The 1625-nt window shown below is 38.2% G+C and carries 1 protein-coding gene; it reads left to right on the forward strand.

Annotated features, from left to right (window positions below):
* Window positions 1-115: 115 nt before the first annotated feature.
* On the forward strand, window positions 116-1552 hold the full coding sequence (locus tag VU18_RS16950) for an aldehyde dehydrogenase family protein (RefSeq protein WP_047758651.1): 1437 nt from the start codon (window positions 116-118) through the stop codon (window positions 1550-1552).
* The last annotated feature ends 73 nt before the right edge of the window (window positions 1553-1625 follow it).

Below are 1625 nucleotides of genomic sequence, written 5' to 3' on the forward strand. Positions count from 1 at the left end.
GGCAAAGCACGCTGCCCATGGATCTTTTCCAAAAAATTAAAATTATTTTAATCAACGATTGAAATACGAATAAAAACATCGATTGGGAGGTAAGATTATGAAAACAAAATCTCTAATTGAATCTAAAAATTTTATAGGTGGAGAATGGGTATCTATCGAAGGAAAGGAAACTGTCGTCTATAGCCCTTCGAACCTCCAAGAAGAAGTTGGCATCCTTTACTACTCTTCTGCCAAACATGTATTTGAGGCGGAAAAGGCAGCAAAAGAAGGGTTCAAAATATGGTCAAAGATGACAGGAATTGAGCGGGGTAACTATCTATATAAGATGGCAGAGGCATTAGAAAATAATCTTGAGGAATTAGCAGTACTCGCAAGTAGGGAAATGGGAAAACCGATTGGCGAAATGCGAAGTGAAGTGGTACGGGGAATTAACTTGTTGCGTTATTACGCTGCAGAAGGTACGCGCTCAAATGGAGATATTATTCCTTCAAGTGATAAAAATGTTATACAGTATTCAAAACGCGTTCCATTAGGAGTAGTAGGAATTATTACACCATGGAACTTTCCAGTGGCTATTCCTATTTGGAAAATTGCCCCCGCTCTTATTTGCGGAAATTCAGTTATATGGAAACCAGCAGAAAATGCCGCGCTATCCGCAACTAAGTTAATGGAAATATTCCAACAGGCAAATCTTCCGAATGGAGTTTTAAATCTTATCATTGGAAAGGGAAGAGAAGTGGGGAATACTCTTCTCGAAAATGCTAATATTAACGCTGTTAGTTTTACGGGTTCATCCAATGTCGGAAAGCAAGTTGCCTCCATTTGTGCTAAACGAAATATTAAATATCAGACCGAAATGGGCGGTAAAAATGCTGCTATTATTCTTTGTGATGCCAATATCGAAAAAACAATTCCTATGGTACTAAGTGGCGCTTTCCGTTCAGCTGGTCAAAAATGTACAGCAACCAGCCGTATCATTGTTGAAGAAGGTATTTATTCGACCTTTATGAAATCATTCAGTGAAGCAGTATCTTTATTAAAAGCCAAAAATCCACTCCTTCCAGATTCATATCTCGGTCCGGTTGCATCTAAAGACCAATATGAAACTGTCTCTTCTTACGTAAAAATAGCTGAGGAGGAAGCGGAAATTATTGCACAAGGATCTATCGAAAGCGATAATGATGGTTATTTTATTAGACCGCTGGTCGTAGGGGGAGTAGATACGCAACATAAATTAGTCCAAGAGGAAATATTTGGTCCAGTAACAACTGTGCTAGTAGCTAAAGACTATGATGAAGCAATTCAGTTATGCAACGAGACTGTTTATGGATTAAGTGCTTCTATTTTTACCACTGATTTATCAAAAGCTCATCGTTTCCTAGAAGAAGCGGAAGCTGGAATGGTGAGGGTCAACCAAGAGACAGCTGGTGTGGAATATCAAGCACCATTTGGCGGAATGAAACAATCAAGTTCTCATTCAAGAGAACAAGGTCAATCAGCGCTTGATTTTTACTCTCAAATCAAGACTTGCGCCATTAAATATCATTTTTAAACGTATATTTTATAAAAATCACCCAGTGATTACATCATTGGGTGATTTTTAATTGCTAACTCACATTTCGCAC

Origin of the sequence: Geobacillus sp. ZGt-1, from assembly GCF_001026865.1 — a bacterium.
GTDB lineage: Bacteria > Bacillota > Bacilli > Bacillales > Anoxybacillaceae > Geobacillus > Geobacillus thermoleovorans.